The sequence below is a fragment of the Xanthomonas sp. LMC-A-07 genome (assembly GCF_030208825.1).
In the GTDB taxonomy this organism is placed as follows: Bacteria; Pseudomonadota; Gammaproteobacteria; order Xanthomonadales; family Xanthomonadaceae; genus Xanthomonas; species Xanthomonas campestris.
In genome coordinates this window covers 228,490-254,532 of the sequence record NZ_JARVTF010000013.1, presented here as the reverse complement: position 1 = coordinate 254,532, position 26,043 = coordinate 228,490, and the positions used below count along the sequence as shown (strand labels likewise).

14 protein-coding genes are annotated in these 26,043 nt (G+C 65.9%); 7 read left to right on the top strand and 7 right to left on the bottom strand.

Features of this window, described 5'->3' with window-relative positions:
* Positions 1–84 precede the first annotated feature (84 nt).
* Positions 85–5,094 carry an NAD-glutamate dehydrogenase domain-containing protein gene (locus tag QRM89_RS15055; protein WP_285448363.1) on the top strand — a complete coding sequence of 1,670 codons (5,010 nt, stop codon included), beginning with the start codon at positions 85–87 and terminating at the stop codon, positions 5,092–5,094.
* Positions 5,095–5,403: 309 nt separating this feature from the next.
* Here the strand turns inward: QRM89_RS15055 and QRM89_RS15050 are convergent, their stop codons facing one another.
* Positions 5,404–6,405: a helix-turn-helix domain-containing protein gene (locus tag QRM89_RS15050; protein ID WP_285448362.1), complete on the bottom strand. Its 1,002-nt coding sequence runs from the start codon at positions 6,403–6,405 to the stop codon at positions 5,404–5,406.
* A gap of 206 nt (positions 6,406–6,611) precedes the next feature.
* Between QRM89_RS15050 and QRM89_RS15045 the strand changes: the two genes are divergently transcribed.
* On the top strand, positions 6,612–7,100 hold the full coding sequence (locus QRM89_RS15045) for an isochorismatase family protein (RefSeq protein WP_042597750.1): 489 nt from the start codon (positions 6,612–6,614) through the stop codon (positions 7,098–7,100).
* Between the two features lie 127 nt (positions 7,101–7,227).
* Here the strand turns inward: QRM89_RS15045 and QRM89_RS15040 are convergent, their stop codons facing one another.
* From QRM89_RS15040 to QRM89_RS15015, 6 genes are all read right to left on the bottom strand, one after another.
* Positions 7,228–8,658, bottom strand: a complete 1,431-nt coding sequence (locus QRM89_RS15040) for a DHA2 family efflux MFS transporter permease subunit (RefSeq protein ID WP_103702160.1) — start codon at positions 8,656–8,658, stop codon at positions 7,228–7,230.
* Between the two features lie 329 nt (positions 8,659–8,987).
* Positions 8,988–9,971 carry an HD domain-containing phosphohydrolase gene (locus QRM89_RS15035; RefSeq protein WP_285448361.1) on the bottom strand — a complete coding sequence of 328 codons (984 nt, stop codon included), beginning with the start codon at positions 9,969–9,971 and terminating at the stop codon, positions 8,988–8,990.
* A 33-nt stretch (positions 9,972–10,004) separates the two neighbouring features.
* A complete protein-coding gene (locus QRM89_RS15030) occupies positions 10,005–14,099 on the bottom strand; it encodes a response regulator (RefSeq protein WP_285448360.1) in 4,095 nt (1,364 codons plus the stop codon).
* A gap of 155 nt (positions 14,100–14,254) precedes the next feature.
* Positions 14,255–15,559, bottom strand: a complete 1,305-nt coding sequence (locus tag QRM89_RS15025; protein WP_012438094.1) for a DUF445 family protein — start codon at positions 15,557–15,559, stop codon at positions 14,255–14,257.
* Between the two features lie 435 nt (positions 15,560–15,994).
* Positions 15,995–16,849 carry a plasmid replication/partition related protein gene (locus QRM89_RS15020; protein ID WP_274318582.1) on the bottom strand — a complete coding sequence of 285 codons (855 nt, stop codon included), beginning with the start codon at positions 16,847–16,849 and terminating at the stop codon, positions 15,995–15,997.
* 252 nt (positions 16,850–17,101) lie between these two features.
* Positions 17,102–18,454 carry an aspartate aminotransferase family protein gene (locus tag QRM89_RS15015; RefSeq protein WP_285448359.1) on the bottom strand — a complete coding sequence of 451 codons (1,353 nt, stop codon included), beginning with the start codon at positions 18,452–18,454 and terminating at the stop codon, positions 17,102–17,104.
* Between the two features lie 358 nt (positions 18,455–18,812).
* Between QRM89_RS15015 and QRM89_RS15010 the strand changes: the two genes are divergently transcribed.
* The 5 genes from QRM89_RS15010 to QRM89_RS14990 all read left to right on the top strand — a co-directional run bounded on the left by QRM89_RS15010 (position 18,813) and on the right by QRM89_RS14990 (position 25,639).
* Positions 18,813–20,492 carry an OFA family MFS transporter gene (locus tag QRM89_RS15010; RefSeq protein ID WP_042597737.1) on the top strand — a complete coding sequence of 560 codons (1,680 nt, stop codon included), beginning with the start codon at positions 18,813–18,815 and terminating at the stop codon, positions 20,490–20,492.
* Between the two features lie 6 nt (positions 20,493–20,498).
* Entirely contained in the window at positions 20,499–21,344 is an 846-nt protein-coding gene (gene fdhD, locus QRM89_RS15005) for a formate dehydrogenase accessory sulfurtransferase FdhD (protein WP_225042360.1), read from the top strand.
* Positions 21,341–23,689 (top strand): FdhF/YdeP family oxidoreductase, encoded by a 2,349-nt coding sequence (locus tag QRM89_RS15000; protein ID WP_285448358.1) that lies wholly within the window; start codon positions 21,341–21,343, stop codon positions 23,687–23,689. The genes fdhD and QRM89_RS15000 overlap by 4 nt, the downstream gene beginning before the upstream one ends.
* The gene (locus QRM89_RS14995) at positions 23,679–23,948 is read left to right on the top strand and encodes a hypothetical protein (protein ID WP_228426116.1); all 270 of its coding nucleotides are present in this window, start codon (positions 23,679–23,681) and stop codon (positions 23,946–23,948) included. Before QRM89_RS15000 ends, QRM89_RS14995 begins: the two co-directional genes overlap by 11 nt.
* 410 nt (positions 23,949–24,358) lie before the next feature.
* Complete coding sequence (locus QRM89_RS14990; protein ID WP_285448357.1) at positions 24,359–25,639, top strand: MFS transporter; 1,281 nt, start codon at positions 24,359–24,361, stop codon at positions 25,637–25,639.
* Positions 25,640–26,043 lie beyond the last annotated feature (404 nt).

Below are 26,043 nucleotides of genomic sequence, written 5' to 3'. Positions count from 1 at the left end.
TGCCTGCGTTTGCGCTATGCAGCAAGGCGTCGTCATCGTGCATCGGTACAATTCAGGTTTTCCACCGAGCATCCCAGCTCTCTCATGAAAGCCAAGAAAGCCGCTTCGAACTCGTCCACGACGTCAGCCAAGCCGGTCGCCGAACGTGCCGTCCCCGTGGTCGCCACTGCTCCGCAGGAGATCACCCTCGAGCCGGTGTTTGCCGCATTGCGCAAGCGCTACCCGGCCGCGCGTCAGTCGGAAGTGCAGCTGTTCGCCGCCGATTTCTACCGCCGCATGGAAGAAGACGAGTTTCCCAACCACCCGCCGGAGCAGTGGGCGGCGCTGGCGGCAGACATGCTGGAGTTTGCGCGTACGCGCAAGGCCGGCACGGTCAATGTGCGGGTGTTCAACCCGACCCTGAAGAGCCACGGCTACGAGTCGCCGCACACGCTGCTGCAGATCGTCAACGACGACATGCCGTTCCTGGTGGACTCGGTGAGCATGACGTTGTCGGAACTGGGGATCGGCGTGCACGTGCTTGGCCACCCGGTGCTGCGCATTGCGCGCGACAAGGGCGGCAAGCTCATCGCGGTGGGCGAGGGCAAGAGCGAATCGCTGATGGTGCTGGAGATCGACCGCCAGCCGGCCGACGAAATGCCCAAGGTGGAGGCGGCCATCCGCAAGGTGCTGGCCGAAGTGCGCGCGATCGTGCATGACTGGGCGGCAATGCGCGAAAAGATGGTGATGCTTGCCGACGACCTGGCCACGCGCCGTTTGCCGATGGACGACATCAGCCGCCACGAAGCGCAGGAATTCCTGCGCTGGGCGGCCTCGGACCACTTCACCTTCTTCGGCTACCGCGAATACCGCGTGGAGAAGCAGGACGGCCAGGAGGTGCTGGCGCCGGTGGAAGAAAGCGGCCTGGGCCTGATGCGCGGGCATGACATTTCGCCGGCACGGCCGGTGACCTCGCTGGCCGCGCATGGCCTGAACACCTCGGCCAAGCTCAAGGACGCGCTGATCCTGACCAAGACCAATGCACGTTCGCGTGTGCATCGGGTGGGCTACATGGATTACATCGGCATCCTGGAATTCGATGCCAAGGGCCGCATCGTCGGCGAGCAGCGCTTCCTGGGCCTGTTCACTTCCAGCGCGTACAACCGCCGCCCGTGGGAAATCCCGCTGGTGCGCCAGCGCTACGAATACGTGATGAGCAAGTCCGGGCTGACCCCGAGCAGCCATAGCGGCAAGGCGCTGCGCCACATCCTGGAAACGCTGCCGCGCGAGGAGTTGTTCCAGTCCAATCAGGACGAGCTGTATCGCACTGCGATCGGCATCCTGGGGCTGCAGGAGCGCGTGCGCAGCCGCATGTTCCTGCGTCGCGACAAGTACAGCCGTTTCATTTCTGCGCTGGTGTACATCCCGCGCGAGCGCTTCAACACCGATGTGCGTCTGCGCATCGAAGCGCTGCTGAAAGATGCGCTGCATGGCGAGTACATCGATTCCAGCGTGGTGCTGGGCGAATCGCCGTTGGCGCAGTTGCACTTGATTGTGCGTGCCAAGAGTGGCGAGGCGCTGGAGTTCGACACCACCGCGCTGGAAGCCCGCCTGGCGCATGTGCTGCGCAACTGGCATGACGCCCTGCGCGAGGCCTTGGTCGCCCGTCATGGCGAAGCGCATGGCCTGCGTATGGCCGCCAATTTCGGCCGCGCGCTGCCGGCCGGTTACATCGAGGATTCGTCGATCGAATCGGCGGTCGCCGACGTCGAACACCTGGCCGCGCTGGATGGCCCTAACGATCTGCATCTGAGCCTGCAGGAAGTGCGCCGCGATAGCGCGGTGCGCCTGGATACTGGCGACGGCCTGCGCCTGAAGCTGTACCGCCAGCTCGACGACATCCCGTTGTCCGACGCGATGCCGATGATGGAAAACATGGGCCTGCGGGTGATCTCCGAGCGCCCGTACCGCTTGCAGGTCAGCGACACGCCGGTCTACATCCAGGACTTCGAGGTTGAATCCACTGCCGGCCACATCGACGCCAACAGCGCCGATGCGGCGTTTGGCGAGGCGTTCGAGCGCATCTGGAATGGCGATGCGGAAAACGACGGCTTCAACCGGCTGATTCTGGCTGCCGGCCTGCATTGGCGCCAGGTAGCTCTGCTGCGCGGCTACTGCAAATACCTGCTGCAGACGGCCACGCCGTTTTCGCAGGCGTATGTCGAGGCCACCTTCACCCGTTACCCGCTGCTGGCCCGCCTGCTGGTGGAATTGTTCGAAGCACGCTTCGACCCGTCCACCGGCGGCGAAACCAAGGCGCAGATCCTTGCCGGACAGGAGCGCCTGCGCGAGCAGTTGTCGGTGCTGGCTGCCGGCGACGAGGTCACGCTGAAGGCACTGGAACCGGTGCTGCAGGCGCGCGGCAGCGACCGCGCCGCGCAGCAGGAAGCCACCCGCGCCACCTTGCTCAAGCTGATGGACCGCGTCTCCAGCCTGGACGAAGACCGCATCCTGCGCAGCTTCATCGACGTGATCGATGCAACGCTGCGCACCAACTATTACCAGACCAGCAAGGATGGCAAGCACGGCCATTGCATCAGCTTCAAGCTGGACTCGTCGCTGGTGCCGGACCTGCCCAAGCCGCGCCCGTACCGCGAGATCTTCGTGTACGGCCCGCGCGTGGAAGGCGTGCACCTGCGCTTTGGCGCGGTGGCGCGTGGCGGCCTGCGTTGGTCGGACCGCCGCGAGGATTTCCGTACCGAGGTGCTGGGCCTGGTCAAGGCGCAGATGGTCAAGAACACCGTCATCGTGCCGGTCGGCGCCAAGGGCGGTTTCTACGTCAAGCGCTCGCCGGTGGGCGGCGATCGCGATGCGGTCCAGGCCGAAGGCATCGCCTGCTACAAGCTGTTTATCCAGAGCCTGCTGGACATTACCGACAACATTGTCGGCGGCAAGATCGTGCCGCCGCCGCAGGTGGTGCGTCATGACCAGGACGACCCGTACCTGGTGGTGGCGGCCGACAAGGGCACGGCCACCTTCTCCGACATCGCCAATGGCCTCGCGCTGGACCACGGCTTCTGGATGGGTGATGCATTCGCCTCCGGTGGCTCGGTCGGTTACGACCACAAGGGCATGGGCATCACCGCGCGCGGTGCGTGGGAGTCGGTCAAGCGCCACTTCCGTGCACTGGGACGCGATTGCCAGAGCCAGGATTTCAGCGTGGTCGGCATCGGCGACATGTCTGGCGACGTGTTCGGCAACGGCATGCTGTTGTCGCGCCACATCCGCCTGCTGGCGGCGTTCGATCACCGGCATATTTTCCTGGACCCGAACCCGGATGCGGCGGCGTCCTTCGCCGAACGTGAGCGGCTGTTCGCGTTGCCGCGTTCCAGCTGGGCCGATTACGACGCCAAGCTGATCAGCGCCGGTGGCGGCATCTACCCGCGCACGCTCAAGTCGATCGAACTCAGCGCACCGGTGCGCGAGGCGCTGGGGCTGGACGCCAGCGTCAAGCAGCTGTCGCCGAATGAGCTGATGAACGCCATCCTCAAGGCGCCGGTGGACCTGTTCTGGAACGGCGGCATCGGCACCTACGTCAAGGCGGCCAGCGAGTCGCACGGCGACGTCGGCGACCGCGCCAACAACGGCCTGCGCGTCAATGGTGGCGAGCTGCGCTGCAAGGTGGTTGGCGAGGGCGGTAATTTGGGCTTGACCCAGCTTGGCCGCATCGAGGCTGCGCAGACCGGCGTGTTGCTCAACACCGACTTCATCGACAACTCGGCCGGCGTGGACACCTCCGATCACGAGGTGAACATCAAGATCCTGCTCAACGATGTGGTGCAGGCCAAGAAGCTCACCTACGACGCGCGCAACAAGCTGCTCGCGTCGATGACCAACGAAGTGGCCGACCTGGTGCTGTGGGACAACTACCGCCAGAACCAGGCCATCAGCCTGATGGAGCGGATGAGCGTCAAGCGCCTGGGTTCCAAGCAGCATTTCATTCGCACGCTGGAGCTGCAGGGCCTGCTGGATCGGCAGATCGAATACCTGCCCTCCGATGCCGAGCTGTCTGCACGCAAGGCACGCGGGCAGGGCATGACCCGGCCGGAGTTGTCGGTGCTGCTGTCGTACTCCAAGCTGGTGGCGTTCCAGCAGTTGCTGGAATCGGACATCCCCGAAGACCCGTACCTGTCCAAGGAGCTGCAGCGGTATTTCCCGCAGCCGCTGCAGAAGAAGTACGCCGATGCGATGGAGCGCCACCGCCTCAAGCGCGAGATCATCGCCACCGCGGTGACCAACACCACCATCAATCGCATGGGCGCCACCTTCCTGATGCGCATGCAGGAAGACACCGGCCGCAGCATTGCCGAGGTGGCCAAGGCCTACACCATCAGCCGCGAAACGCTGGATGCGCGCGCGCTGTGGACGCAGATCGACGCGCTGGACGGCAAGGTGCCCGAATCGGTACAGATCGACGCGCTGGAAGTGATCTGGCGCCTGCAGCGCTCGTTCGTGCGCTGGCTACTGTCGCGCCCGGGCCAGATGCCTGGGATTACTGCGGCGGTGGAGCGCTACCACGGCCCGTTCAATGACATCCGCGTGGCGTCCGGCGTGCTGCCGGATGCGCAGCGCCCGGTGTACGAAGCCAGCGTGCAGGAATGGCAGGAGAAAGGGCTCACGCCCGAGCTGGCGCAACAGCTGTGCGAGTTGCGTTACCTGGAACCGGCCTTCGACATCATCGAACTGGCGCGCACGCGCAAGCTCAAGCCGGTGGAAGTCTCCAAGGTGCATTTCCGTCTTGGCGAAGCGCTGCGTCTGCCGTGGCTGTTCGAGCAGATCGACGCGCTGGAGGTCAACGGCCGTTGGCACGCGGTGGCACGTGGCGTGCTGCGCGACGAACTGGCCGCGCACCAGCGCACGCTGGCCGGTCAGGTGTTGTCGATGCCCGGCGCCAGTGCCGAGGACAAGGTGGCCAACTGGCTGGCACGCGATGACTCCAGCCTGCGTTTCACCCTGGCGATGCTGAGCGATGTGGCCGAGCAGAAAACGCTCGACTACCCGACCGTGTCGGTGGCCGTGCAACGTCTGGGCCAGCTGGCTGCGCACGGCGTGTAATTGTAGGTGTGGCATGACGGCGGAGTTGCGACTTCGCCGTCATGCGTCTGGTGGGCGGCAGCGTTGCGCGTGGTGGCCGGGTGCTTTCGGCCTTTCAGGTGTGCCGGTGTGCTGCATTGATTTAGCTTGACTACGCCTGGCAGGAACAACGGCGGTGGTGACGTGTTACTGCACCCAGGACGCAACGTCTGCGTGCTCCGCGTCGCCTGACGCTCTGATTTGAAAAGCGCTCGCATGCAGTTGCGGGCGCTTTTTTTTGCGCGGCATCCGTGTCACGCAACGCATGACGATGCGCAGAAAACGCATTGTTCAAACCCGCAACGATTCCTGCTTTAGCAGGGTGAATCGCTTGCGCCAGTCGCGCGGGCTGGTCTGGAACGCCTGGTTGAAGCGCTGCCGGAACGACACTGCGGTTTTGTAACCGGATCGTTCGGCCACCTGCTCGATCGACAGCGCGGTGGATTCGAGCAGATCCTTGGCACGCCGCAAGCGTTCGGCGCCCAGCCATTCGCCCACGGTCATGCCGGTGGCCTGGTGGAAGCGGCGGGTGAACGAGCGCCGGCTCATCGCCACACGCTCGGCCAGTGCATCCAGCGAATGATCCTGCTGCAGATCCGCGCGCATGAAGTCCAGCAGTCGGCTCAGGGCCGCATCCTGTGGCGAGGCGGGCACGGGCTGATCGATGTACTGCGCCTGGCCACCATCGCGATGCGGCGACAGCACCATCATGCGTGCGATCGCATTGGCCTGGCGCGCGCCACACAGCTTGCGGACCAGATACATGCAGCAATCCAGCGCCGCACCGGTTCCGGCCGAGGTCACGATGCGCTGCTCATCGACGTAAAGCGCATTCATGTCCAGCCGAACGCGCGGAAAGCGGTGGTGGAAATCGGCCTCGGCATGCCAATGCGTCGAAGCCAGTTTTCCATCCAGCAGGCCCGCATAAGCCAGCGCATAGGCACCGTAGCAAAGGCCCACCACGTGCGCGCCGCGCTGATTCGCCGCGACCAGCGCGTCGCGCAGTGCGGCGCTGGGAGCACGGTCCAGATCGGCCCAGCCGGGAACGATGAGCACCTCCGCCTCATCCAGCAGGCTCAGGTCGCCATCCGGCGTGACGCGCACCTGGCCTCCGGCCAGCGCGACGCGCATGTCTTCGGCGGCGATGCGCAGCGTAAACAGCGGGCAATCGTCCGGCTGCAGGTCGAAGATCATCATCGGCACCGACAGATGAAAGGGACTGATGCCCGCTGGCGCCACCACCACGACCGAGAGCGGCGCAGGGTTAGGGGGGACTGAACGTTGCGTGCGCATGGCCCGATCTCATCGATGTTGGTCTCGCAGGCCAGTATCGGTGCCGGGATGTCGCCGTCAAGCTGTGGCGGTGGATTTCGGAAGCGACATCAACCGCTGCTTGCTGCTTTAGTGCCGCTGCGCGTCACTGAGATCCCGTTGCGCCGCTGCACACCGGCGTGTGGCTGGCCACACCCGGTAACCCCCTGACATTCGAGGAGCAACACATGAGCACTGCATTGATCGTGGTGGATATCCAGAACGATTACTTCCCCGGTGGCCGTTTCCCGCTCGAGAACAGCGAGCAGGCATTGGCCAGCGCCCTGGAGCACATTGCGCAGGCCAAGCAGGCCGGCCACGTGGTGATCGGCATCCGGCACACCGCACCGGGCGATGGCCCGTTCCTTGCCGATGGCAGCGTGGGCGCCGAGTTTCATCCGGCGATTGCCGCGGCGCTCGAAGGCTGCACGGTGATCGAGAAGCATCAGGCCGATAGCTTCCTGGGCACCTCGCTCGGACAGACGCTTGCCGGTGCGAATGTCGCAGCGATTCAGCTAGCCGGCATGATGACGCAGCATTGCATCACCCATACCGCGCTGTCGCCGGACGCCGCTGGCTTTGAAGTGGCGATCATCGCTGCGGCCTGCGCTGCGCCAACGGCGGTGATCAGCGACGTTGCGCTGTCCGGCCTGGCGGGGCGTTGCACGGTGCTGTGATCTGGGGTGCTGGTTGCTGCGGCCTGCAGGCGCGCAACCACCGCAGCGTCGCGCGCCTGATCAGCCATCACGCGATGACAGGCGCGCGCTCAGCCAAGTGCAGTGCGTTCGCCACGGCGACGCAGGCTCAGGCGCGGTGCCCGCTCATTTCCTGCCCGGCATGCTTGTCGAAGCGCACGTGCCACCACGTGGCGCTGAGCGAGATCAGGCTGACCACGCAGAACGCCAGCGAAAAATCGCGTTGCTGCGGCTGCAGATGATCGCCCGCCAGCATCGCCAACTTGAGGATCATCGCGCCGGCGCACACACCGACCGACAGCATCAATTGCTGCAGCGTGGTGTACAGGCTGCTGGCGCGGCTCATGCGCGCGGCCGGCACGTTTTCGTAGGCGATGGTGTTGTAGGCGGCAAACTGGAACGACATGAACGCCCCGCAGCACAGCAGCAACCCGAACATCAGCGCCGGCGGCCAGTCTGGCCGGAACAGCGCGCACACCATGTAGCCCAGGCTGGCCAGCACGCCGTTGCCGATCAGGCTGTTGCGGTATCCGAAGCGGCGCAGCAATTGCGGGGTGATGCTGCGCATCAGCAGCGCGCCCAGCGCGGTGGCCAGGATCAGGCGGCCGCTGTGCGCGGCGCTGAAACCGAAGCTGATCTGGAACAGCAGCGGCAGCAGGAACGGATGCGCGCCCTGGGTAATGCGCATCAGCGCGCCACCGATCACCGACAGCCGGAACGAGTCGATCCGCAGCAGGCTCAGATCCAGCAACGGCGCCGGATGCTGGCGCGCATGCCACAGATAGCCCAGCGCCGCGGCACCACCGATGGCCAGCAGCCAGCTGGCGCGCGGGATGCCATCTTCCTGGCTGACCATTTCCAGCCCGAACAGCAGGCAGCCCAGGGCGGTGCCGCACAGCACGAAGCCGCGCAGATCGAAGCGCGCGGGCGCCGATTCGCTGGGAATATCGGGAATGAAGCGCCGCACCAGCAAAAAGCCGGCGATGCCGATTGGCACATTGATGTAGAAGATCCAGCGCCAGTCCAGGTAGGACACGAAGAACCCGCCCAGCGGCGGCCCCAGCATCGGGCCGATGAAGGCCGGCACCAGCGTCCAGGCCATCGCCGACACCAGATGGCGGCGCTCCACGGTGCGCAGCAGGATCAACCGCCCGAGCGGGGCCATCATCGCGCCGCCGGCGCCCTGCAGCACCCGCGCGGCCACCATCGTCGGCAGGCTGTCGGCCAGCGAGCACAGGATGGAGCCGCCGATGAACACCCAGATGGAGGCACTGAACACGCGACGCAGCCCAAAGCGGTCGGCGATCGCGCCGCTGGCCGGGATCAGCACCGCCAGCGCCAGCAGGTAGCTGGTCATGGCGATGCTCATCGCCGGCGCGGCCACGCCGAAGTCGCGCGCCAGGGTCGGCAGTGCCGTCGCCAGCACGGTCGCATCCATCTGCTCCATGAAAATGGCGCAGGCCAGGATCAGCGAGATGATGCGGTAATCGGGATAACGCGGCGCCGGCGCTGCGCCGGCCTCGGACACGCTGGAGGACATCGGAGTCTCGGTTGCGGGGCCGCTGCAACAGCACGGTGCGACAGCTGGAGCGGCCCGCGTCGCACGGTGTTGTGCGGCGCAACATGGGCATTGTCCGCCTGCCGGCCAGATGGTTCAAGCACGCAGCGGGCAACACTGCGTGCGCAACGTGGCGGTTTGCAAGCGCCTGCTCGACTAGGCGAGACCGTTGGCCAGCGATCGCCCGAGCTCTCGCCATCTCGCATGACAGACACACCGCCTGGCAAATCCGAGCGCGCGCTACAGCACCAAAATCAAAAACGCCCCCAGTGCCCCTCCATTCCCGATTCCCAACTCCCGATTCCCAGCTCTCAACGCTCCCGATCCCAGGCGTCCTTGATCTGCAGCATCTGCGGCAGGGCATCGCGAAACGCGCGCACCAGGCGCGGCTCCAGTTGCTTCCCGGCCATGCTGTCGAGCTTGCGCATGGCATCTTCCACCGCCCACGGCGCTTTGTAGGCGCGGCGCCCGCACAGTGCATCGAACACATCGGCCACCGCCACGATGCGGGCGGCTTCGGGGATGGCATCGCCCGCCACGCCCAGCGGATAACCGCTGCCGTCCCAGCATTCGTGGTGGTGCAGGGCGATATCGGCAGCCAGCTGGAACAGCGGCCCGCGGCCGTGCCGCAGCAGGTCGTGGCCCACCTGGGGATGCTGGCGCACCACCTCGCGCTCGTGCTCGTCCAGGGTATCGGGCTTGTGCAGGATGCTGCCGGGCACGACGATCTTGCCGGCGTCATGCAGCGGCGCGGCATCTTCCAGCAGCTGTGCCTGCGCGGGTGGCCAGCCGACTTTCTCCGCTAGCAGGCGCGCATAGGCAGCCATGCGCCAGATATGCGCGCCGGTGTCCGCGTCCTGGCCCTGGCCGGCGGTGCCCAGCAGATGGATGGCGTCGCGGTATTGCTGCGCCAGGCGCGCATTTTCGGCCAGGGTCAGATGCGTGGCGATGCGCGCCTTGAGCAAGGCGGCGGAGTAGGGCCGGCTCACGTAATCGGCGGCGCCTGCCTCCAGGCCGGTGCGCTCGTCGTGCTCGGTACTGCGCGAGGTCACAAACAGGATCGGGATGGCGGTGCTGTCCGGGTCCTGCTTGAGTGTGCGCGCTACCGCGTAGCCATCCATGTCCGGCAGTTCCACGTCCAGCAGGATCAGCGCCGGCGCATGCCGGGCCACCGCATCCAGTGCTTCACCGCCGGATTTGGCAAATACCAGTGGATAGTCGTCGCGCAGCAATTGGCGCAGGGTGGCCAGATTGCTGGATTCATCGTCGACACAGAGCAGGGGACGGGCTGGCATGCGGAATCCTTGCGAACCGGTACGGGGACACGGTCAGCGTGGGTGGTTGGCTTGCCAATCGCGCAGGGTGGCTTCGGCGCGGCGGAAATCGAAGTCGTCCACGGCGCGCTGCAGGTCTTCCTGCAACGGCGGTGGCAGACGCGGGGCACAGATCAGCAGCGCGTGGTCGATCTTGTCGGCATCGTCGCTGCGCAGCGCGTTTTCCAGGATCAGCGCGCTGTCGTCGTCCAAAGCGGCACCGGTTTGCCCGGCGTCTTGCGCGCTGGGGCTGGTCTGCAGGAAGGCGTGGATGGCCGCGGTGGTCTGCGCCATGGTGTCCTTGAGCGCGAGCAGCGCGGCGGTCAGGTCGTGGCCCTGTTCCACACGCGATTCCAGATCGCCCGACGCGCCGGCCAGGGCGGGCAGGGCCAGCGAGCCGGCGGCGCCACGCAACTTGTGCGCCAGTGCGCCAATCGCCGGCAGCTCGTTGTTGCGCAGATGCGCGGCGGCGGTCTCGGCCGGGTCGGGGTTGTCGCGCAGCAACTTGAGCAGGTAGCGCTCGTACGGCTCGCGCTCGCGCCACAGGCTTTGCGCGCGTGCGGCATCCAGCAGCAGCGGATCGGTGTGCGCCCACTCCGGGCCCTCGGCCGGCGCGCGTTCGTGTGGCAGCGACGATACCCGCCGGCTGCCGGGCTGCAGGAAGTGCCGGATCGCGGTGACCAGTTCCTCCACGTTGAAGGGCTTGGCGATGAAACCGTTCATGCCTGCTTCCAGGGCTTTTTCCTGCTGCGGGCGGAAGGCACCGGCAGTCAGCGCGATCACCGGCAGGCTGGCCAGCGACGGAATCTGGCGCAGGCGGCGGGTGGCCTCGTAGCCATCCACCACCGGCATCTGCACATCCATCAGCACCAGGTGGAACAGGTCCGGCGCGCGCTTGAGCGTGTTCACCGCCTGCTCGCCGTCGTGGGCCACGGTGACCATGGCGCCTTCGCCTTCTAGGATGCGCTGAGCTACTTCGCAGTTGATCTCGCTGTCGTCCACCAGCAGCAGCTGCGCGCCTTCCAGCCGCCGCGCGACGAAGGTTGGCGTTCTCGGCCGCGCGTTGGGGCGCTCGTCGACCAACTGTTCCACCAGCCGATGCAGCGCGGCGCTGGTCACCGGCTTGGTCATCACTGCGTCCAGGTCCTGCTGCTCGGGGTGTTGCTCCAGCAGCCGGCGTTCGTAGGCGGTGACCATCACGATCACCGGATGCCGGCCGGGTGTGGCGCGGGCACGCACCTGGCGCGCGATCGCCACGCCGTCGATGTCGGGCATGCGCCAGTCCAGCAGGAAGATGTCGTACGGTTCGGTGGCGTCTTCGATCGCCTGCATCGCGGCCTGGCCGCTGGCCACCGCATCCACCCGCCAGCCCAGCTCGGTAGCGATGCGCACCAGATTGTTCAAGGCGGCATCGTGGTCGTCGGCAATCAGCACGCGCGGCATGGACTCGGGCGGCAATAGCGCCGCTTCCTGCTGGGCCTTGGGCGGGTCGGTTCTTTCCAACGTGATCACGAAATAGAACTCGCTGCCACGCCCGGGCACGCTTTCCACTTCCAGCGCGCCGCCCATCAGTTCGATCAAGCGCCGGCTGATGGTGAGGCCCAGCCCGCTTCCGCCGTAGCGGCGGCTGGTGGAGGTATCTGCCTGCAGGAACGGCGAGAAGATCAGGCTCTGCTTTTCCTTGGAAATGCCGATGCCGGTGTCGCGTACCGAGAACAGCAGCTTGATCTTGTTGGGGTCGCCACTGGGGAAGCGGCGCACCGACAACACCACTTCGCCTTGTTCGGTGAACTTGATCGCATTGCCGACCAGGTTGACCAGCACCTGGTTGATGCGCAGCGCATCGCCAAGCAGCCAGCGGCATTCGCGCGGCAACGGCTCGACGATCATCTCCACCGGCTTGGCGCTGAGCGAGGAGCGCATCAGGTCGGCGATGTTGTCGAACAATTGATTGAGATCGAACGGAGCGCGCTCCAGATCGATGCGCCCGGCCTCGATCTTGGAGAAGTCCAGGATGTCGTTGATGATTTCCAGCAGCGACCGTGCGGAGCGGTCGATCTTGGTCACCATGTCCTGCGCGGCGCCCGGCAACTCGCTGCGCTGGAGCAGGTACAGCATGCCCAGGATGGCGTTCATCGGCGTGCGGATTTCATGGCTCATATTGGCCAGAAAATCCGACTTGGACTGGTTGGCGCTTCTGGCCGCGTCCATTGCCAGACGCAGCTGCTTTTCGTGCAGTTTCTGCTCGGTGAGATCCACCGCCACGCCCAGATACCCGATCACCTGGTCGTTGTCGTCGCGCAACGTGCTCAAGGTGAGCAATACAGGCAGGCGACGGCCGTCCTGGCTGACATAGGTCCATTCGCTGGTGTCGCTGCGGCCGAGGCTGGTGAGCGCAGCGACCGCTTCCAGCGTGCCGGCGACCGGCGTGCCGGTCTGTTCGGCCAGCCGCAATGCGCGCTCCTGCAGTTCGTCCGCTTCAATGAACTGGCTGGCCTTGCGCCGGCCGATCACATCGTCGGCGCTGTAGCCAAGCAGTTTTTCTGCGGCTGGATTGAACAGGGTGACAAAGCCGCTGGAATCGGTGGCGATGATGGCGTAACCGGCGTGCGCCAGGATCGCGCGTTGCAGCACCGAGAACTGCACCAGCTCGCTGGTGCGTTCGGCCACCTGATGCTCGAGCGAGGCGTTGAGATCGACAATACGCTGATGCGAGCGCACACGCTCGGAAATGTCGCGGAAGAAATGCGAGTGGCCGCTGACCGCATTGTCGTGCTCGATGATCGGGGCCTTGCTCGCCAGCACGAACACCTGATGCCCGTCGCGGTGGCGCATGGTCTGCGCGGCGGAGAGGGCTGCGACCGGCGTTGCCTCGTCCTGGTCGATCTGCGGCATGGCATAAGGTTGCGGCGAAAGCAGCCTGGTCAGATTCTGGCCGATTGCCACATCGGCCTGATAACCGAACATGGCCTCGGCTGCCGGGTTCCAGTGCGTGATTTCACCGTCTGGTGTTTCGGCCACGATCGCTTCGCTGGAATGGCTGACCAGGGCGGCCAGTTCCATCTGCTTGCGCAGCACTTCTTCGCGACGCAGGCCGTTACTGAAATACAGCCCGAGCAGCGCGGCCAGCAGAATGGCGGTGCCTAGGACCAGGCTGCCCATCAGCCACGGCGAGTTCTGGTTGAGTGAGCCGATGAAGTGCAGCGTGGGCCGCGCGGTAAGCACCCAGGTGCGGCCATAGATTGGCAGCAGCTGGGTGTGTGCAGCGCGGCGCATGCTTTCTGGCGCGGCAATGCCGCTCCGGTAGAAGGTGTGCTGGGTGTCCTCGCGATCACTCAGGCTAATCGCAACATCATCGCGGTCGCCCAGGGTGCTCTCCAGCATCTGTTTGACGCTGAGTGGCGCGTAGGCCCAGCCGGTGGTCGCGTCCATGCGCTGCTGCGGTGTCTGCAGTGGCATGCCTTCGCGGTAGACCGGCAACAACACCAAAAAGCCGCCTTCGCTGGGAATCTGGTAGCCCGACAGCGAGACCGGCGAGGTCATGGTCGGCTGGCCGCTGCGCGCGGCTGCGATCGCTGCGGTCCGCCGGCGTGGCTCGGACGCAACATCCAACCCAAGCGGGCGGTTACCGGATGACTCCGGTTCGAAATACAGCACCAGGTAGCGCTCGCCATCCCATGGCGCCAGCAGCCGGCGATGGATGTCGGGCGCACCGTCGGCGCGTGCGGCGTCCAGGAAGTCAGCTTCATTGGCGGCGGCAACGCGATGGATGTAGCCGTAGCCGAGCACGCCTGGAAATTCGCGCGGGTAATCGCGCGAGCGGCTGTAACGGGTGAAGCGGTCTCGACTGATCACATCGCTGCCGGCACCGATCACCGCACCGCGCGCGCCGCGCAGGCCATGCTCGAAGGTGTACATGCGCTCGCTGATGTTGCGCGCCAGTACCCGCACCACCAGATCGAAGCGCCGCTCACGCTCCAGCTCGTTATGCCGATGCACCGCGAAGCCGACCAGGAATGCGGCGATCAGGCCTGCGCTCAGCAGCAGGACGGCGCCGATGGAGGCACGGCGTCCGTATTTCCTGCGCAAATCCCAGCGGCCGTGCGGCATGTTTCTTCCTTTGCCTTGCCTGTTGCCTTGCGTCCTACCGCGGTCGACGCGATGCCGGCCTTGCGGTGTGACGCAACGTATCGCAGCAAACCACACACGGCCACCACACTGCCAGTGCATTCACATGCGTGATGATCACCGCTGCGGTTGCAGCATCAGAACGACAGCCAGATCGACAAGGCGTGCAGCGCAAGTCCGATCAATCCACCCACCAACGTTCCGTTGAAGCGAATGTATTGCAGATCGCGGCCGACCCCCAATTCCAATTGTTCGACGAGGTGACGTTCGTCCCAACTTTTCATCGTCGATGCGATGTGCTCGGTGACCGATGCACGCAGACGCGTGGTGAGTTTGTCGGCTGCATCGAGCATGTGCACGTTGAGTGCTTCGCGCAGCGATGGGTCTTGTGACAGCGACTGGCCAAGCGACTGCATCGAACGCTCCATGTGCGCGGCCATCGACGAATCTTCCTTCGCCAGATCATTGCGCAGGGCTTCGCGTATCTCGCTCCACAGGCCTTGCACGTATTCCTGCAGGGCAGGGTGCTCGATCGCGCGTTGCTTGAGTTCTTCCACGCGCGCGGCCATTTCCGGTTCCTCGCGCAGGCGGGCGATGTAGGTTTGCAGCCACGCCTCATAGTCGAGCCTGATTGGATGCTCGGGCGTGGTGAGGATGTCCTGCAGTTCGTCGATCGCGGCGCGCGCCATGCGGTCGGCCAGGCTGTCGCCGATCTCTTCGATTGGCTTGACCCAGTTCACCGTGCCCACCAGCTTGGGCCACTCGCGGCGTGCGTAGCGCACGATCAGCGCTGATGTGCGGGTCTTCACCTTCTCTTCGTCCAGCCACTGGCCCAGCCGCAGCAGCACTTCATCGAGCAACTTCTGGTGGCGTCCATCGGTGGTGAGCAAGGCCATCACATCGCCCGCGGTGGCGGCGGCATTCCATTTGCGCAGGCGGTCGACCACGAAGCGCTGGATCGCGCGGCGGACGGCTTCTTCATCCAGCAGATTCAAGGCCTGCAGCAGCCAGCCGCGCGCCATCTGCGCCAGCATGCGCGCCTGTTCCGGCTTGGACAGCCATTCGCCCAGGCGACTGGCCGGGTCGAAGACACGGAGCTTTTCCATCAGCGCGTCCGGGGCCAGGAACTGGTCGCGCACGAAGCCGGCCAGCCCATCGGCCAGCCGCTCCTTGCCGCGCGGCAGGATCGCGGTATGCGGAATCGGCAGCCCCATCGGGCGGCGGAACAGGGCCACCACCGCGAACCAGTCGGCGAGCGCGCCGACGGTGGCCGCTTCGCAGAATGCCGACACCCAGGCCCAGATGCCGTGTTCGCCCATCAGGTGGCTGACGACGAAGCCGGCGAACATGGCCAACAACAGGGCCACTGCCAGCAGTTTCATGCGCTGCAGCTGTGCGCGGCGGGGATCGATCGGACGGGTGTCGCTGACGCGTGGTTCCATCCGCGAAGTGTACCCAGTCGGGATGCGAGGGCATGTCCACGCTGTGTGGTGGCGGTAGGGCGCACCCGGGCACGAGGGCATTCCCGGCAAGGCCCGTCGCGCCGGGGTGCGCTCCTACGGTGTGTCGCGCGTTTCAGCGGCCTGAGCGACCTTGGTCTCTCAAAGCCCCCGTACCGACGTAGGAGCGCCCTTGGGCGCGAGAGGCGTTACCGGGAATGCCCTCGCGCCCAAGGGCGCTCGTAAGGGATTGCGGAGCCTTGCGCGCTCGCGCAGCTGAGCTGTAGGTGCTCACCAGCGCGTGCAACACAGGCACTACCTCCCAGAGCACGCGTGACTTACGTAGGAGCGCCCTTGGGCGCGATGGGGCGTTACCGGGCAAGGCCTCTCGCGCCCGAGGGCGCTCCTATGGAAGACCGGAGGCCTGCCGCCACGGCCTCAGCCGCGCAGCCGCTCCAGCTGCGCCTGCAGCGCGGCGACCTTGGTCTGCAGGGCGGCGTTCTCGTTTTCCAGTTCTGTGACCCGCCGTTGCAGCGCCTTGACGTCGCGGCGTTCGGCTTCGCCGCCTTCGGCCTCGTCCGGCTTGGGCTTGCGCTTGGCGTCGCGCACCCGCTTGGCGGCCTGCTTCAGCTCGGCCTTGCCGGCCTGGGCGGCGGCGCGCTGCTCGTCTTCGGACAAGGTGGCCACTGCGGCGGCGGCACTGATCGAAATCTCACCGGCCCTGACCGCCTGCACCACTTCCGGCGCGGCCTGCTTGTGGATGCGCTCGATCATGGTCACCTGGTTGCTGCTCAGGCGTGCTTCGCGTGCCAGCTCGGCGCGGCTGACCGGGGTGGAGGTCTCCTCCCAGGGCGGGCTGTCCAGGTCTTCGGCCGGGCGTGCTGCGGCGTCGGGGGTATCGACGTTGAGCTCGGCATCGTTTGCTTCCGGGGGGCCGCCAGCGGCATCGGCATCACGCTGGCTGCGCTGGCGGGCCGCCAGGATCTCGCGCTTGCGCAGCGCCAGTACGCCGCGCTGGAAGTCCGACACGCTGCGCCGGCCCAGGTGCTGCTCGATCATCCATAGATGCACGTCCTGCATCGACTGGAAGCGCGGGTTCTGCACGGTCTGGAACGGCAAACCGTGTTTCTGGCAGATGCCGTAGCGGTTGTGCCCATCCACCAGCACCTCGCCCCAGAGCACCAGCGCATCGCGGCAGCCTTCGGCCAGCAGGCTGCGCTCCAGCGCCTCGTGCTCGTCGGGCGTCAGCGGGTCGATGTAGGCCTTGAGTTCTTCTTTGACAACGATGTTCATGCGGCAACTGCGGGAGGAGCGGGGCCGGCATTGTAGTGAGCCTGCCCCGGCTTTGCGCGCTTGACGTGGCGCCCGTTGGCATGACACGCGGGCGCCTGTTGCCGGGTCTTTATTAGTCGAGTAAGGGGCGTAGCGGCACGGGACGTCGCCGTGTGGCGGGCAGGGCGGCCGGCCATGGCGCGGCCGGGTGACACACTGGCCAGCCAGCGCGTCGGCACGCCAATGCGAGCGGCCGCTCGCACTGCAAGGCCTTTAGTCCACCTTGCGCAGGATCGCGGCCAGCGTCTCCACCATCTGCCCGATCTGCTCGGGGGTGACGATCAACGGCGGCGACAGCGCAATGACATCGCCGGTGACACGCACCAGCAGGCCGCCCTCGTGGAAGCAGCGTTCGAACACCTCGTAACCGCGCGCCCCGGGCGCACCCTCGCGCGGCGCCAGCTCGATCGCACCGATCAAGCCGATGTTGCGGATGTCGATGACGTGCGGCAGCCCGCGCAGGCTGTGCAACGCGTCCTCCCACTGCGGCCCCAGCGTGATCGCCCGCGTGAACAGCTGTTCTTCGGCGTAGGTGTCCAGCGTGGCCAGGGCTGCGGCACAGGCCAGCGGATGTCCGGAATAGGTGTAGCCATGAAACAGCTCGATCGCCGCCTGCGGCCCCTGCATGAAGGCATCGTGGATCGCATCGGCCACCAGTACCGCGCCCATCGGCACCGTGCCGCTGGTCAGGCCCTTGGCGGCGGTGATCAGGTCCGGGGTCACGCCGAAGCGCTGCGCGGCGAACGCCTCGCCCACGCGCCCGAAGCCGGTGATCACCTCGTCGAACACCAGCACGATGCCGTGGCGGTCGCAGATGGCGCGCAGCCGTTGCAGGTAGCCCTCCGGCGGCAGGATCACCCCGGCCGAGCCGGACACCGGTTCGACGAACACTGCGGCGATGGTGGAGGCGTCGTGCAGGGTGATCAGCCGTTCCAGGTCGTCGGCCAGCTCCACCCCGAAGGCGGGCAGGCCCCGCGAATACGCATTGCGCTGCAGATCCAGCGTGTGCCGTAGATGATCGGTGCCGGCCAGCAGCGGGCCGAACCATTTACGGTTATTGGGCAGCCCGCCGATCGACATCCCGCCGAAGCCAACCCCGTGGTAGGCCTTCTCGCGGCCGATGAAGCGGGTGCGCTGGCCCTCGCCGCGCAGGCGGTGATAGGCCAGCACGATCTTCATCGCGCTATCCACGGCCTCCGAGCCGGAGTTGGTGAAGAACACATGGCCCAGGCCCGGCGGGGCCAACGCGGCCAGCCGTTCGGCCAGTGCGAACGGCAGCGGTGAGCCCATCTGGAAGGTGGGCGCAAAATCCAGCGTGCCGGCCTGCGCGCGGATCGCCGCCACGATGCGCTCGCGCGCATGGCCGGCGTTGCAGCACCACAGCCCCGCGGTGCCATCCAGGATCTGCCGGCCCTCCACGTCGCGGTAATACATGCCTGCAGCCGAGGCCAGCAGGCGCGGGCGCGCCTTGAACTGCCGGTTGGCCGTGAACGGCATCCAGAACGCCTCCATCGCCGCCGGTGTCTGCATCGCGTGGGCGGCATCGCTCGAAGGGTGGTCGTGCATCGCAGGCTCCGGGGCGGGGATGGGCCGACTCTACGGCAGCAGCTGCGTCATCTGGAACCGCAGCGGCGCGTACCTGGCGCACCCGGGCCGCGTGGCGGCGCTACGCCTAATCCATAGGGACTAGTCAATTAGTCGCAGCGTCGGCCGCTATCCTCAAGGAACGCTTGCGTGCGGCCGCGCGCGGCAGGTTTTTGAGACGCTTTGGCGCGCTGTAAAGCGTTGCAAACCGGTGGTGATCGTCGATGATGCGCGAGACGACCACCAGACGGACCCGAGCGTCGCCGCTGCACCCATCGGATCGCGCAGATCGATCGCAGCCATCAATGGACTTCACATCAGTCAGTTAGGGGAAATACGCATGACGCAAGGGTCCACCGTGGCGAACGCCAACGGCGCAGATGCCGGTTTGTTGTCCAAGGAGCGCATTGTGGCGCGGCCTGGTTTTAATCGTTGGTTGGTGCCGCCGGCTGCCTTGGCGATTCATTTGTGCATCGGCATGGCCTACGGGTTCAGCGTGTTCTGGTTGCCGTTGTCCAAGGCGCTGGGCATCACCGAATCGATCGCTTGCCCGGCCGACATGGGCCTGTTCGCGCGCATGGTGGCCACCACCTGCGACTGGAAGATCAGCGAACTGCAGTGGATGTACACGTTGTTCTTCGTGCTGCTGGGCTGTTCGGCCGCGATCTGGGGCGGCTGGCTCGAACGCGCCGGCCCGCGCAAGGCCGGCGTTGTTTCGGCACTGTGCTGGTGCGGCGGCCTGGTGATTTCCGCGGCCGGGATCCACTTCCATCAGATCTGGATGCTGTGGCTGGGCTCGGGCGTGATCGGCGGCATTGGTCTGGGCCTGGGCTACATCTCGCCGGTGTCCACCCTGATCAAATGGTTCCCCGACCGCCGCGGCATGGCGACCGGCATGGCGATCATGGGCTTCGGTGGCGGCGCGATGATCGGCAGCCCGCTGGCCGATGCGCTGATGCGCCACTTCGCCACCCCCACCTCGGTGGGCGTGATGGAAACCTTCCTGGTGATGGCGGCGCTGTATTTCGTCTTCATGATGGCTGGCGCCTTCGGCTACCGCGTGCCGCCCAGCGGCTGGACGCCGGCCGGCTGGACCGCGCCGGTGGCTTCCAACAACGCCATGATCACTGCCAACCACGTGCACGTGAAAAAGGTCTGGGGCATTCCGCAGTTCTGGCTGCTGTGGGGCGTGCTGTGCCTCAACGTGTCGGCGGGTATCGGCGTGATCGGCATGTCCTCGCCGATGCTGCAGGAAGTGTTCGGCGGCCGTCTGATCGGTGTGGATGCCGGCTTCGGCAGCCTGGATGCCGCGCAGCTGGCCAGCATCGCCGCGATTGCGGCCGGCTTCACCGGCCTGTTGAGCCTGTTCAACATCGGTGGCCGCTTCTTCTGGGCCAGCATGTCCGACAAGCTCGGCCGCAAGAACACCTACACGCTGTTCTTCCTGCTGGGCATCTGCCTGTATGCGGCCGCGCCGTCGGCCGGTGGCGTGGGCGGGATCGCGCTGTTCGTGGGCATCTTCTGCATCATCCTGTCGATGTATGGCGGCGGCTTTGCCACCATTCCCGCGTACCTGGCCGACCTGTTCGGGACCCAGATGGTCGGCGCCATCCATGGCCGCCTGCTCACCGCCTGGGCTACTGCCGGCATCCTCGGCCCGGTGGTGGTCGGCTACATGCGCGAGTACCAGCTGGCGCACGGCAGCCCGCCGTCACAGGTCTACAACACCACCATGTACATCCTCGCCGGCATGCTCGTGCTTGGTCTGATCTGCAACCTGCTGGTGCGCCCGGTAGCCGCGCGTCACTTCATGACGCCCGACGAACTGGCGCGCGAAAAGCAGCTGGCCCACGAAAAGGTGGACCGCAGTGGGCAGGCCGTGCTGGCGCCAGAGGACATGGCGCGCATCGGCCACGGCGGCAATCCTGCGCTGGTGGCGTTTGCCTGGTTGGCAGTGGGCATCCCGATGGCATTCGGCATCTGGGTCACGCTGCAAAAAGCCTTCGTGCTGTTTCATTGAGATGAGATGACCGGCCAGCCTTCCACTTCGGTGCGCCCCGGCAGTGTGGTGCGCACGGTCCGCCGCCATCGCGGTGGCCGCAGCGCCACCGTGCAGGACATGGTGGCGGCCGAAATGCCGGTCGCCTTCAATTACAACGGCGTGCCGTTCGCAGTGATGATGGCCACCCCCGAAGACCTGGAAGATTTCGCGCTGGGGTTTTCGTTGAGCGAGGGCATCGTGGACCACCCGCAGGACCTGCGGGTGGTGGCGGTGGACACCTTTCTGGAAGGCGCTTCGCTGCAGATTGAGATCCCGCCCGAGCGCGCGGCCGCGTTGGACCAGCGGCGGCGCAATCTGGATGGGCGCAGCGGCTGCGGGGTGTGCGGTAACGAGTCGATCGAAGCGGTGTTGCGTGTGCCGCCGGTCCTGCAGTCGGCACTGCGCATCGATGTCGACGCGTTGGCGCGCGCGCTGGATGCACTGCACGCGCGGCAGCCGATTGCCGCACAGACCGGCGCGGTGCATGCAGCCGGTTGGGCCGATGCGCAGGGCATGGTGCAGTTGGTCCGCGAAGACGTGGGCCGGCATAACGCGTTGGACAAGTTGATCGGTGCGTTGGCGCGTGCACGCGTCGATGCAACGCAAGGGTTTGCGGTGGTGACCAGCCGCGCAAGTTACGAGATGGCCATGAAAGCTGCGCAGGCCCGAATCCCGCTGTTGGCGGCGATTTCGGCACCCACTGCGCTGGCGATCAGTCTGGCCGACAGTGCGGGTTTGACCCTGATCGGGTTTGCCCGCGATCACGATTGTGTTGTTTACAGCCATCCTCAACGCCTGGACCTGGGCGTTGCCGTGGGAGAGCCCGCATGAGCAAGAAAACCATCAAGCAGTACGACAATCCCGCGGGCGGCTGGGGCGCATTGCGCTCGGTGGCCAAACACCTGATGGAACAGGACATCGCGGTGCAGGGCGCCAAGACGCTGCTGCACGCCAACCAGCCCGACGGCTTCGATTGCCCGGGTTGCGCGTGGCCGGATCGCGATCACACCTCCACCTTTGAATTCTGCGAGAACGGCGCCAAGGCCGTGGCCGCCGAATCCACCGCGCGCCGCGCCGGGCTGGAGTTGTTCGCCTCGCATAGCGTGAGCCTGCTGTCGCAATACAGCGACTACTGGCTGGAAGGGCAGGGCCGCCTGACGCATCCGATGCGCTACGACGCAGCGACCGACCATTACGTGCCGGTGAGCTGGGACGACGCATTCGCGCACATCGCCGGGCATCTCAATGGCCTGGCCACGCCGGACGAGGCGATCTTCTACACCTCCGGGCGCACCAGCAATGAGGCGGCGTTCTTGTATCAGCTGTTTGTGCGTGAGTTCGGCACCAACAACTTTCCCGATTGCTCGAACATGTGCCATGAGCCATCCGGCACCGCGCTGCGCTCGCAGATCGGTGTGGGCAAGGGTACGGTGTCGCTGCACGATTTCGAGCTGGCCGATGCAATCCTGATCTTCGGCCAGAACCCGGGCACCAACCATCCGCGCATGCTCGGCGAGTTGCGCCAGGCCTCCAAGCGTGGCGCAGCGATTGCCGCGTTCAATCCGCTGCGCGAACGCGGTCTGGAGAAATTTGCCGACCCGCAGGACAAGCTGGAGATGTTGCATAACGGCTCCACGCGGATCGCCTCGGATTATTTCCAGCTCAAGATCGGTGGCGACCTGGCCGCGGTGAAGGGCATGATCAAGCACGTGCTGGAGCGCGATGCGCAGGCACAGCGCGATGGCACGCCGCGCTTGCTGGATCTGGAGTTCATCGACGCGCACACCGCCAACTTCGACGCGTTCGCTGCCGAAGTGCATGCGGAAGCCTGGGACACCATCGTCGAAGAGTCCGGCCTGGACGAGGCCGCGCTGCGCAAGGCTGGCGAGATCTACCTCAAGGCCGAGCGCGTGATCGCCTGCTGGGGCATGGGCATTACCCAGCACAAGCATTCGGTGGCCACCATCCACATGATCACCAACCTGCTGTTGCTGCGCGGCCACCTGGGCCGCCCCGGCGCAGGCGTCTGCCCGGTGCGCGGCCACAGCAACGTGCAGGGCGACCGCACGATGATGATCTACGAAAAGCCGCCGGCCACGTTCCTGGACAAGTTGCAGTCGGTGTTCGGCTTCGACCCGCCGCGTGCGGACGGTTTCGATACGGTTGGTGCGATCGAGGCGATGCTGGACGGGCGCGGCAAGGTGTTCTTCGCGATGGGCGGCAACTTCGCGGCGGCCACGCCCGATACCGACGCCACGCACCGCGCGCTGCGCAATTGCGAACTGACCGTGCACGTGACCACCAAGCTCAATCGCAGCCATCTGGTGCATGGCAAGGATGCGTTGATCCTGCCGTGCCTGGGAAGGACCGAGATCGACATCCAGGACGCCGGCTCGCAAGGCGTCACCGTGGAAGATTCGATGAGCATGGTGCACCTGTCGGCGGGCATCAACCCGCCAGCGTCGCAGGAGCTACTGTCCGAACCAGCGATCGTGGCGCGCATGGCCGAGGCCACGTTGGGCGCGCGCAGCGCGATCCGCTGGCGCTGGCTGGTGGGCGACTATGACCGCATTCGCGATCTGATCGCGCAGGTGTTCCCGGACTTCGCTGATTTCAACCAGCGCGTGCGCACGCCCGGCGGATTCCGTCTGTCCAACACCGCGCGCGATCGCAACTGGGTCACGCCCGAGCAGCGTGCGGTGTTCAAATCGCACGCGGTACCTACCGACAACCCGATCCATCGCGCGCGGCGTTCGCGTGGCGATCAGATGGTATTTACGCTGGCCACCACGCGTTCGCACGATCAGTACAACACCACCATCTACGGGCTGGACGATCGCTACCGCGGCGTGTTTGGCGAGCGCCGCGTGCTGTTCATCAACGGCGCCGATATCGCGGCGTTGAACATGAAGGCTGGCGACTGGGTGGACCTGGAAAGCCTGTGCGAGGACGGCGTGCACCGCGAGGCGCGCCGCTTCCTGCTGGTGGACTACAACATCCCGCGCGGCTGCCTGGCTGCGTATTACCCGGAGACCAACGCGTTGGTGCCGCTGTCGAGTTTTGCCGACGAAGCGCGCACGCCCACGTCCAAATCGATCCCGGTGGTGGTGTTGCCGCATCGCGCAGAGACCGCCGATGCCGCGCCGCGTGATATCGGAGCGGTGCTTGTCCGCTGATCCGCACCTCACTGCTCAGCTGCTGCACGCGCTGGCCGATGCGCCCGGGGGTGTATCGCTTGCGCGTCTATGCAAGCAGCTTGGCGTGCGCATGAGCGTGTTGCTGCGCACGCTGGCCTGGCTGGGCAGCGCCAATCTGGATGGCCAGCCGGGCCCGGGCTGGATCCGGGTAGAGGAGCGCAGCGAGCGCCAGTTTGCAGTGCTGACGCCAGCGGGCGTGGACGCGCATGCGCAGCGCGGGTCGTTGGCGGACGGGTAACGCTAAGGTGCTTGCTCTCCGCTGCGGGAGGCAGGCTGTGCGGCTGCGCGTATCTCGAAACGTGGTCAATGTGGCGTTGCAGGCGCGGTGAGGTTTCCCTGCCGCGCGCCGGGCTGGGCGATTCAGACGCACAATGTGCTGATCAGCATCGCGCTTCGGTAGTGATGCACCTCTTCCGTGTTGAGTGCAGCTGCCTCCTGCACGCGCAGCGCGTGTCTACAGACGTCTCCGTCTCGCCTTCAACACAAGACAGCGTCGTTCTACCCGGAGGGTCCCAGGCCAACCGTGACACGTAGCGCACTGTGCGCGGTTCGGTAACGCATGCAACTTTTGCGGGCTGGCGGAGGCTGCGCAACGCCTCGGTGTGATCTGCGAGAATCGGCCGTCTTCCCAACGGATGCCGATCCTCGATGACTGCCGCCACGCCGCTCGCCACGCCCATCAATTCGCCTGCGCGCGTGCTGTTCGCCAGCCTGATCGGCACCACCATCGAGTTCTTCGATTTCTACATTTACGCCACCGCCGCGGTGCTGGTGTTCCCCACGTTGTTCTTCCCGGCCGGCGATGGCGGCGCGGCCATGCTGCAGTCGCTGGCGACGTTCGCGGTGGCCTTCATCGCGCGGCCGGTGGGCTCGGCGGTGTTCGGGCACTTTGGTGATCGTGTTGGGCGCAAGGCCACGCTGGTGGCAGCACTGCTGACGATGGGCATTTCCACCGTGGCGATCGGGCTGCTGCCCAGCTACGCGCAGATCGGCGTGTTCGCGCCGTTGTTGCTGGCGCTGTGCCGGTTCGGCCAGGGGTTGGGCCTGGGCGGCGAGTGGGGTGGCGCGGTGCTGCTTGCGACCGAAAACGCGCCACCCGGCAAGCGCGTGTGGTACGGCATGTTCCCGCAATTGGGCGCGCCGCTGGGCTTTTTGCTCTCCACCGGCACCTTTCTGGGCATGGGCGCACTGCTGGACGATGCGCAGTTCATGCGCTGGGGCTGGCGCGTCCCTTTCCTGGCCAGCGCCGCGTTGGTGCTCACCGGTCTGTGGGTGCGCCTGAGCATCACCGAAACCCCGGACTTCCAGAAAGCCCTGGATCGCAACACCCGTGTGCGGCTGCCGCTGGGCACGGTGATTGCGCAGCACTGGCCGGCACTGATCATTGGCACCTTGGGCGCGTTTGCAACGTTCGTGTTGTTCTACCTGATGACGGTGTTTGCGCTGGGCTACGGCACCAAGACGTTGGGCTACGACAAGGAGCAGTTCCTGCTGCTGCAGATGGCCGGCATCGTGTTTTTCGCGCTTGGGATTCCGATCTCAGCCAAGTTAGGCGACCGCCACGGCGCGCCGCTGGCGATGATGCTGGCCAGCGTGGCGATCGTGGCCTTCGGCCTGGCGTTCGCGCCGTTGTTCCAGGCCAATCACCCATTGCAGGTGCTGGCGTTTTTGTCGCTGGGGTTTTTTTTCATGGGCCTGACTTACGGCCCGTGCGGCACATTGCTGGCCGAGTTGTACCCCACCGAAGTGCGTTACACCGGCGCGTCGTTGTCGTTCAATTTGGCCAGCATCCTGGGCGCGGCACCGGCACCGTATGTGGCCACCCAACTGGCCGCACGCTACGGCGTGCAGGCGGTGGGTTATTACCTCGGCGGTGCGGCGGTGTTGAGCCTGTTTGCGTTGATGCTGGCGCGTCGATCGCGACGCTGAGGTAGGCGCGCGTCTGAGCATCTGAGCGCTTGAGTGTGACTGCAACGCCGGTGAAGTCTGGTCGCGCGCAAGCGCGCTCCTACCAGGCTGCTTGTTCTGATTGAAATGACGTGCCCAGAGAGTGCGCGCAGTTGATGCACCGTGGCGCTGAAGAAAATGGGCCACATATCCGTAGGAGCGCGCTTGCGCGCGATGGGCGTTACCGACAACGGTTGGTCGCGCGCGAGCGCGCTCCTACCAGGGCCGCTGGTTCGGATTGAAATGACGTGCCGAGAGAGTGCGCGCAATTGACGCACCGTGGCGCTGAAGAAGATGGGCCACATATCCGTAGGAGCGCGCTTGCGCGCGACCGGCGTTACCGACGACGCTTGGTCGCGCGCAAGCGCGCTCCTACGCGGGCTCAG

Excerpts from the sequence above, each read along its gene's own strand:
- fdhD (WP_225042360.1), top strand. The coding sequence starts at position 20,499 with ATGACCGGCCAGCCTTCCACTTCGGTGCGCCCCGGCAGTGTGGTGCGC.
- QRM89_RS14990 (WP_285448357.1), top strand. The coding sequence starts at position 24,359 with ATGACTGCCGCCACGCCGCTCGCCACGCCCATCAATTCGCCTGCGCGC.
- QRM89_RS15020 (WP_274318582.1), bottom strand. The coding sequence starts at position 16,849 with ATGAACATCGTTGTCAAAGAAGAACTCAAGGCCTACATCGACCCGCTG.
- QRM89_RS15035 (WP_285448361.1), bottom strand. The coding sequence starts at position 9,971 with ATGCCAGCCCGTCCCCTGCTCTGTGTCGACGATGAATCCAGCAATCTG.
- QRM89_RS15030 (WP_285448360.1), bottom strand. The coding sequence starts at position 14,099 with ATGCCGCACGGCCGCTGGGATTTGCGCAGGAAATACGGACGCCGTGCC.
- QRM89_RS15025 (WP_012438094.1), bottom strand. The coding sequence starts at position 15,559 with ATGGAACCACGCGTCAGCGACACCCGTCCGATCGATCCCCGCCGCGCA.
- QRM89_RS15050 (WP_285448362.1), bottom strand. The coding sequence starts at position 6,405 with ATGCGCACGCAACGTTCAGTCCCCCCTAACCCTGCGCCGCTCTCGGTC.
- QRM89_RS15055 (WP_285448363.1), top strand. The coding sequence starts at position 85 with ATGAAAGCCAAGAAAGCCGCTTCGAACTCGTCCACGACGTCAGCCAAG.
- QRM89_RS15040 (WP_103702160.1), bottom strand. The coding sequence starts at position 8,658 with ATGTCCTCCAGCGTGTCCGAGGCCGGCGCAGCGCCGGCGCCGCGTTAT.
- QRM89_RS15045 (WP_042597750.1), top strand. The coding sequence starts at position 6,612 with ATGAGCACTGCATTGATCGTGGTGGATATCCAGAACGATTACTTCCCC.
- QRM89_RS15010 (WP_042597737.1), top strand. The coding sequence starts at position 18,813 with ATGACGCAAGGGTCCACCGTGGCGAACGCCAACGGCGCAGATGCCGGT.
- QRM89_RS15015 (WP_285448359.1), bottom strand. The coding sequence starts at position 18,454 with ATGCACGACCACCCTTCGAGCGATGCCGCCCACGCGATGCAGACACCG.
- QRM89_RS15000 (WP_285448358.1), top strand. The coding sequence starts at position 21,341 with ATGAGCAAGAAAACCATCAAGCAGTACGACAATCCCGCGGGCGGCTGG.